Annotated in this window: 7 protein-coding genes; 1 reads left to right on the top strand and 6 read right to left on the bottom strand. The window is 62.2% G+C overall.

Translation table 11 applies throughout. The features are described 5' to 3' along the window. Together AHiyo1_RS06945 and AHiyo1_RS06940 are read right to left on the bottom strand one after the other, a co-directional pair. A partial coding sequence (locus AHiyo1_RS06945; RefSeq protein ID WP_059388058.1) for a YciI family protein occupies positions 1–314 on the bottom strand: 314 nt, incomplete at its 3' end. 284 nt (positions 315–598) lie between these two features. Next, the gene (locus AHiyo1_RS06940; protein ID WP_059388057.1) at positions 599–2,008 is read right to left on the bottom strand and encodes an MFS transporter; all 1,410 of its coding nucleotides are present in this window, start codon (positions 2,006–2,008) and stop codon (positions 599–601) included. A 1,277-nt stretch (positions 2,009–3,285) separates the two neighbouring features. Here AHiyo1_RS06940 and AHiyo1_RS27710 point away from each other — a divergent pair. Next, positions 3,286–3,381 carry an MYXO-CTERM sorting domain-containing protein gene (locus AHiyo1_RS27710; RefSeq protein ID WP_113990585.1) on the top strand — a complete coding sequence of 32 codons (96 nt, stop codon included), beginning with the start codon at positions 3,286–3,288 and terminating at the stop codon, positions 3,379–3,381. Between the two features lie 127 nt (positions 3,382–3,508). Here AHiyo1_RS27710 and AHiyo1_RS06925 read toward each other — a convergent pair whose 3' ends face one another. The 4 genes from AHiyo1_RS06925 to AHiyo1_RS06905 all read right to left on the bottom strand — a co-directional run. After that, positions 3,509–4,072 carry a hypothetical protein gene (locus tag AHiyo1_RS06925; protein WP_059388055.1) on the bottom strand — a complete coding sequence of 188 codons (564 nt, stop codon included), beginning with the start codon at positions 4,070–4,072 and terminating at the stop codon, positions 3,509–3,511. Between the two features lie 254 nt (positions 4,073–4,326). Further along, a complete protein-coding gene (locus AHiyo1_RS06920) occupies positions 4,327–4,923 on the bottom strand; it encodes a hypothetical protein (protein WP_059388054.1) in 597 nt (198 codons plus the stop codon). 778 nt (positions 4,924–5,701) lie between these two features. Further along, positions 5,702–6,133, bottom strand: a complete 432-nt coding sequence (locus AHiyo1_RS06910) for a hypothetical protein (protein ID WP_084784392.1) — start codon at positions 6,131–6,133, stop codon at positions 5,702–5,704. Next, positions 6,049–6,848, bottom strand: an 800-nt coding sequence (locus AHiyo1_RS06905; protein WP_445286189.1) for an RCC1 domain-containing protein, incomplete at its 5' end; no start/stop codon positions are given. The genes AHiyo1_RS06905 and AHiyo1_RS06910, both read right to left, overlap by 85 nt.

Here is a 6,848-nt window from a genome sequence, read left to right as displayed (position 1 = left end):
CCCGCCGTGAGCGGCGCCCGCTTGGCCCACTCGACGGCCTCCTGCTTCGATGCGACATCAAGGATGTAGTAGCCGGCAAACAGCTCCTTGGTCTCTCCGTACGGGCCATCGGTGACAACCGGCGTCTCGCCGGTGAAGTCGACCACGACGCCCTCATTCGCGTCGTCCAGCCCCTCGGCCGCCAGCAGGACACCGGCACGAATCAACTCGTCGTTGAACTTTCCCATGGCATCCATGATTTCGGCGAAGTCCGTGTTCGCGAAGTTCGCGAAGGACTCGTCCGTGGGACGCATGATCAACATGTACTTGGCCATCGAATGCTCCTTGATTCCGGAAGGTCGCTTTTTCGACCTTCTCACCCACAGGTCGAACGGCGCGAGGCCGGATCGACACAGACCGAAGAATCTTTTTTTGTTTGCTTCCGCGGTGGACTGCTTGCCATCGTTTGACCAACGCTAGCTGACCAGCGGTGCCTGACCGTAGGGTCAAGGACGCGCAGGCCCCGCCCGTAAGGGGGTCCTTGCAGGCCCCACCACTGACGCCCCTTTTCCGCCCGAGGGCCTTAGTTCGGATTCGAAGTCACCGTGCAGTCCCGGTGTCAGTGGGAGAAGTTTGCTGAGATCTCGGCGAGGGTGCGCCCCTTCGTCTCGGGCGCGAGCCATTGCGAGAGGGCTGCGCCGAGTAATGCGACGGCGGCGGCCACGACCATGCTTGGGCCCAGGCCGATGTTGCTGATCGCCCATGGCAGTGCAAAGGTGCCGAGTGCGGCTCCGATGCGGCTGAAGGCCGCGGCGAAGCCCATGCCGATGCCGCGCAGGTGGCCGGGGAATACCTCCGCCGGATAGACCTGGGTCATCGTGGTGTAGCCGGCATTGAAGAAGGAGAAGGCGAGAAACAGGACGAGCACGAGGATCGCTGGTGCGTTCGCCCAGACTCCGATGATCAGCAGAATGCCTGCGCAGAGCCACTGCCCGGGCACGGTGAGAATTCGACGGCCGAGCTTGTCAATCAGAAGCACGGTGGTGACAACACCCGCGGCCGCAAGTGCGGACAGGCCGACTCCGCCGGTCCAGCCGCCGAAGCCGAATTGGTTGAGCACGTCGTCGGCGAAGGTCGCGATCGCGAAGTACGGAGTGACCGCACAGAACCAAAAACCTGAGGTGAAGAGGGTGGTGCGCCAGTACTGCCTCGAGAACAGCATTCCGAAGGAGGCGCCCTTGATTTTGGTCCTACTCTGCGCGGCTTGGGCCTCCTGGATCATCCTCAGATCCATCTCTCCAGTGATGCTGTCGTGCATCTGGGGCGATTCGACATATCGGCGTGCTATCGCGAGTGCTTCCTCATGCCGTCCCTTCGTAATGAGCCAGCTCGGAGATTCGGGGAGGCCCAAGCGGGCGAGGAACAGGACGAATGCGAGTATCGTGCTTGTCCCGATTACGAGGCGCCATGGGGTGCCGGCGTCGTGCAGGAGCGTGCCGATGATGAACGCCATCATGAAACCGACGTACCAGGCGATCAGAGTCAGCCCGAGCAATCGCCCGCGGAGCTTTGGCGGGGAGAACTCTGATAGCAATGGCCCACCGATTGAGTACTCGCCGCCGATCGCGACGCCCATGAAGAACCGGATGGCGGCCAGCTGGATCACGGCCCCTTCTCCGGAGGTCACGAAGAACTGGGCCCCTGAGGCGACCAGGAACAGGCCCATGTCCACCATGAACATGGGCTTTCGTCCGAACTTGTCAGTAGCCCAACCGGCCAGCGGGGAGCCGACGAAGATACCAACCAGCGGGCCTGCGGCAATCATGCCCAGAGATAGTGCGTCGAGCTGGAGATCTGACCGCATGAGTCCGCTGACGGGGCCGATAATTCCGAGGATGTAACCATCGAGGAACATCCCGCCGATGAAGACAGCGACAAGCCGCACCATGAAGCGGCGCTTGAACTTGGAGCTGGTCTCTCTTGATATGGAGGTGTCGACGGAGGCCGTCGTCCCGGTCGGATAGATCATTGAGATTTGTTCCCTTCTGACGTCAGCGCAAACCGCTGACGCCGTTTCCTAGACGCACGGACAGCCGCAGCCCTTAGCGACCGGTGGACGATGCCGACTGGCTTGACGCCAGCCGATATGGCCGCGCAGGACTCGCGAGATGATTTCGGCGTCGTCATGTATCACTGCTGCCCAATGTGACATATGACTCATATATCAGAGAACTCTATGGGTGCGATCCTCACCCGGTCAAGAGTTTGATGTGTAAATTGGTTGTATCCGTGGGCTCACGGGGTCTGTCTGAACCGGCGCAGGTTCCGTCAACGTGCATGCCAGGCGGACGCTCTGAGCCAACATTTAGTGCTGCCAGACTCGGCAGCGTACGCCGGAGACTTTGGGCTTGCTTCGGGGAGGGCTGCACTCCGGCCCCGGTAATCAGGACCCCCGACGGCAGGTGGCTGGTACCGCAGTCTGCGCCTTTCCTGATGCCGCCCGTCAGAGTCACGTCTGTGTTTGTCGACGCTGCGGACTCTTCAGGTGTCCGTGTGGCGCGTGCTCCCGAATAGAAACGGAGCCGATAGGGGAGCACCCAGACGGCCCCGAATGCGGCGGACCAGTGCGGTTCAATCCAGTACAAGTGCCGTCTGGTTGAAAACACACGGCCTCGACCACGCGACGACCTCACGACTTCGGACCTGCAACTCGTTCTTCAGCAGGCTCGTCCTGGGTCGAGACTGTGGACTTCACGCGCCCAGGGGCCACCGTCCGTCCGGTCCGGGATCCCTCACCGGAGCGCCTAGGCCCTCGGCTCTATTCGAAAGGCACCGTCGGCGAGTCGGACGATCTCCACAACGGCACGGACCGGCCGAATGGGGGACTGTCCGCAGAGAAAAACCAGGCCAACGACCAGGAAGGCGAAGGCGAACACGCTCAACCCAGCGCGCCACAGCAGACGCCGGCGGAGACGCGAGCCCGACCATCTGGGCGCGGCCGAAAGAGGCAGGGCGGTCGCGGGCAGCAGCAGATCATCAGGCAGCTGAACGGTTTCCGCTTGCATCGTCCCCCAGATCATCGACTGGAATCAGTGTATGTTCAGCACCCGCGGACGCGACCGGAGAACATGCGGTCCTGAAACTACCATCGCTTTGGATCCCACTTGCGTTCAAAGCTAAATCCTCCAACAAGACTCCCGCGGGCGGGATGGCATTCACTGCTTTCGCCAGGTTTTCATTCAGCACTCAGAACACCGCGTACGCTGTGTAGTCAGTAGCCAATTGAGGCCGTAGAGGAGTTCTAGCGTGCTCAACAATGGAAGCGCAGGGGTCAGCGTCGGAGCATTGGTTGCTGTGGCCGCTGCCTTGTACATCGTGCTGGTGGTACGCCGCAGGAAGTGAATGCCCCTTCGCGAACGTCCTCGCGAGGGATCCTTGCCCGTGCATTCTGCGGATAGTCGGCTGATTGACGCGGCACCCGGAGGGCGTTGACTGCCCGGCCGACGAGTCAGTCGCTATCCAGGCCGGATCAGTCGATGGCGGCCATGATGGTGGCCAGGGCATCGTCGGCGGTGGCGCCGGGGACGTACGTCACCGACGCTGTGTAGATCTGGTCCGGGGTGCAGAGGATAGCCTCGCTGTAGGAGCTGTCGTGTGCCGCTATCCACGCAGACCAATGACGGTCCTGAGTCCAGTTAGCGATGATCTTGACGGTGCCGGGTCCCAGCTTTCCGCCATCGCATTGTTCGGTAAAGACGGCCCGGTCGTCGTCGTTTTTCAAAGTCAGCGCCTCCAAGGTGACACGCGGATGGTAGGGGTCACCGTCGACGGTGTACCAGCAGCTGAGAAAGCCCGTGGCCTCCTGCGTCTCCGGGTGTGGCCCGTACAGCGGGAGGTCGGGGAACTTGGACAGGTAGGTCCCGGCGTTCTCACAGAACTGAGCGGACGGCTGACCGGTGACGGGGATCTTGCCTGAAGGCCCTGACGAACTTGGGCTGGGTGCGGGACTGGGGTGGATCATCGGCAGCAAAGGCGCGCAGCCGGACAAACTGAGCGTTATGACGGCCAACCCAGCGGCGCCGCGTAGCTGCATGACATCCCCCTTGCGTCAGCGATGGTTCACGGTAGCAGGCGCATGGCCGGCGTCGGTAGGGGCCCGTCCGAAGTGACCGCAAGCCAGTGCCTCACCGTATACCGCGGTGCCCGAAAAGGGATCGGCTTACGGGCATCCTCTCGAGTCATCGAATCGGCCACCGGACCACGACTGCGATGACCGCGAAGCATGATTCTGGCCCTGCAATGGCTCGGTACTCGGGGCAGAGAGGTGCCCGATGCTGACCACTGCAGCTATAGCCCTTCTGGGATTTGTTGAGCGAACCATTTCCTGAAGGCGGTCAGATCGTGCAGAAGTGGTTTGGTGATGCCGAAGAACGACGCTCCGATGCGCCAACCGGTCTTGCACTCGACGGGAAGAACGAGGAAAACGATCTTATGCGCGCCCCGAAGACGCGGTCTCGCCTCTTGCACCAGCTCCTGAACGACCCACGGCCTGAAGGTTGGCGAGTTGAGGCCGCCCCATTCACCGCGGTTCCCGTCCGCCTGGGCTGCGACCCAGCCGATTGCGTCGCGGAGCAGCGTTTCGGCAACCCGCCCCAACTCCGGTTCGTGCACGAGAGGCCCGTAATAGTCGATAGGTCCGGGAACCCCGCGCAGCACGGCCGCGCCGAAGATGGTCGTCCACCACGAACTCCACTGAGCGGACACCTCGTCGGGGTCCGCCGTGACAAGCTGCTCCTCCGGAGCGATAGCAGGTGCGATCCGGCAGCCAGGAGATCCACCCAATCCCGGATCGAGCCCCAGCCGATCTCGGATGTACAGGGCGATGCCGAGCGCCTGCGGCTCGAAGAATTCCGTCTCTAGCTTCAAAGGACGGAACAACGACATGCTCGCACCCTACGCTTAGCCCGAATAAAAGCAACAGAAAGTGCCGAGCCTGATTTCCGCCGCCTCGATACCATGCTAGGAGTTCGTTGAGGGATCCCTTACCGGACGCACCGGGAAAGCGGACTGACGACGTTGCTCGACCTTGCCGGTAATTCAAACCCGATGCTTAGTGCCCTCGAGGTCACTCTAATGGAGGCTCTGTCTCCGTAAGATCGACGCGTTGCTCGGGCTGCGGAGTCGGGGCATGGGTCGAATCAGCGGGCGGAGCATCAGGGCGCTTCAGCCAAGCGTTGGATTCCGCATCTCCGTGCGCGACAACCTCGACAGCCACAGAATCCCAGCGATAGACGATGGTACCGGCGGCGGGACGTTGCGATGTGATGTAGAACAGTCCGGGCCAAGCTAGGGCTCCGATAGGCGGCCCGTCCGGATCAGGATTCGCCAGGCTCACTCCGGCATCCCATGCCACATCGCGGCCGACGTGAAATGGCAGCCCAACAACGTCAGGCACCGTCACCCGATCGGCGAACCTTTCTTTCGTTCTCAAAATTTACTCCGAAGGTATCCGCTGCAACGGCGTCCGGTGCGGGATCCTTAACCGGACACGACTTCCGACAGATTCCGGGCCCAACAAAAGGCAGGCTAGCCAGCCTCGTGCGTTATCAAGAGGCGACGCGTGCTGCAGGCTCGATCAGCTAGAAAGCCTCCTCAGGGCCAGAACAACCGCGCGCGGGTCAATAGCTCAGTGACGGACAACAACCGACCATGCTCCGTTCGGTTAACTGGCTGGGGGAACTTCAGACTCCAGGAGGCCGGTGATGTGGCTGAGTCCGGCCACCTGGACTGGGGTGGTACTGCTGGTGGTTGTACCGTTGCCCAGTGCTCCTCTGTCGTTGTTTCCCCAGGCTCGGATGGTCCCGTCCGTGAGTAGTGCGTAGGTTGCGATAACTGAGGTGGCTAGGGATTTGACTCCGTGCAGATTGGACACCTGCACGGGAGTGCTGCTATTCGTGGTTGTGCCGTTGCCCAGTATTCCTGAAGGGTTGGCACCCCAAGACCGTACGGTTCCGTCGGAGAGGACAGCGAAGGCTGATTCGTTGGTGGAGTGTACGGAACTCACTCCGGTCAGTCCGGTGACCTGTACGGGAGTGCTGCTATCGGTGGTGGTGCCGTTGCCGAGCTGGCCGCGGAGGTTTTGGCCCCAGGCCAGAGGGTTCCGTCGCTCAGGACTGCATAGGCCGCTTCGCTGCCGGAAACCACGGAAGTTACTCCTGTCAGGCCGGTGACCTGGACAGGGGTGCTGCTGCTGGAGGCGGTGCCGTTTCCGAGCTGCCCGTTGGTGTTGTATCCCCAGGCCCGGATGGTCCCGTCGTTGAGCAGTGCGTATACGGTCAGGTTCCAGAGCCCCGTGGTGACGGATTTGACGTCAGTCAGGCCGGTCACCGGGACCGGAACGTTGCTGGCGACCGTGATCCCGTGACCCCAAGCCTGTACGGTTCCGTCGTTGAGGACAGCATAGGCCGTGTAGTCACCGGCAGTGACTGAACGTACCCCGGTCAGGCCTGGGACCTGTACTGGGACACTGCTGTCCGTCGTGGTACCGTCGCCCAGTTGGCCGAGGTTGTTGTGGCCCCACGCCCAGACGGTACCGTCCGAGAGAACGGCATACGCGGCATCGAAGGATGAAGTCACGGACATGACGCTGCTCAGGCCTGTGACTTGGACAGGGGTGCCGCTGTCGGTGGTCGTGCCGTTGCCGAGCTGCCCGAAAAGGTTCACTCCCCAGGATTGGACGGTCCCATTCGATAGCAGGGCGTACTTGCTGTGCCCCCCGGTCAGAGCCGTTACCCCGGACAGGCCCGCCATCCCGGCCGGTGCCGTGGTGTAGGTTGGCCCGCCCCACGTCCAAACGGAACCCGCCGGGC

The organism is Arthrobacter sp. Hiyo1 (assembly GCF_001263615.2).
GTDB lineage: Bacteria > Actinomycetota > Actinomycetes > Actinomycetales > Micrococcaceae > Arthrobacter.
This window is presented reverse-complemented; position numbering and strand designations above follow the sequence as displayed.

Coding starts and splice junctions, on each gene's coding strand:
- AHiyo1_RS06940 (WP_059388057.1), bottom strand. CDS start 2,008: ATGATCTATCCGACCGGGACGACGGCCTCCGTCGACACCTCCATATCA.
- AHiyo1_RS06925 (WP_059388055.1), bottom strand. CDS start 4,072: ATGCAGCTACGCGGCGCCGCTGGGTTGGCCGTCATAACGCTCAGTTTG.
- AHiyo1_RS06920 (WP_059388054.1), bottom strand. CDS start 4,923: ATGTCGTTGTTCCGTCCTTTGAAGCTAGAGACGGAATTCTTCGAGCCG.